Source organism: Janthinobacterium sp. JC611 (genome assembly GCF_018682595.1).
In the GTDB taxonomy this organism is placed as follows: domain Bacteria; phylum Pseudomonadota; class Gammaproteobacteria; order Burkholderiales; family Burkholderiaceae_D; genus Janthinobacterium.
Genome location: NZ_JAFLJN010000052.1, coordinates 1 through 251, shown reverse-complemented (window position 1 = coordinate 251; position 251 = coordinate 1). Strand labels below are relative to the sequence as shown.

At 66.1% G+C, this 251-nt stretch carries 1 protein-coding gene; it reads right to left on the bottom strand.

The window, feature by feature from the left end; all coding sequences use genetic code 11:
- On the bottom strand, positions 1-251 hold a 251-nt coding region (locus J0O65_RS25090; RefSeq protein ID WP_215409889.1), incomplete at both ends, for a YDG domain-containing protein.

The following is a 251-nucleotide window of genomic DNA, read 5'->3' as shown; positions in this document are numbered from 1 at the left end:
GGCGTGATGCTGGCCGTCAAGCCGGTCGGATTGCTGACCGTGTAGTTGCTGGCCGCACCGGAGCCGTCCAGCAAGGTCGTGCCGATGACCGTCACGGCTTTCGCATTGCCCGCATTCTTGTCGGCAAACGCCGCCGTCTGCCCGCCGATGACCAGGGTTTCGTCGCCCACCAGGCCGCTCAGGCTGCCACCGGTGAGTTGCGCCACCGTATTGCCATCGTAGACCTTGTTGCCCGCCACCTGGCCCGTCAC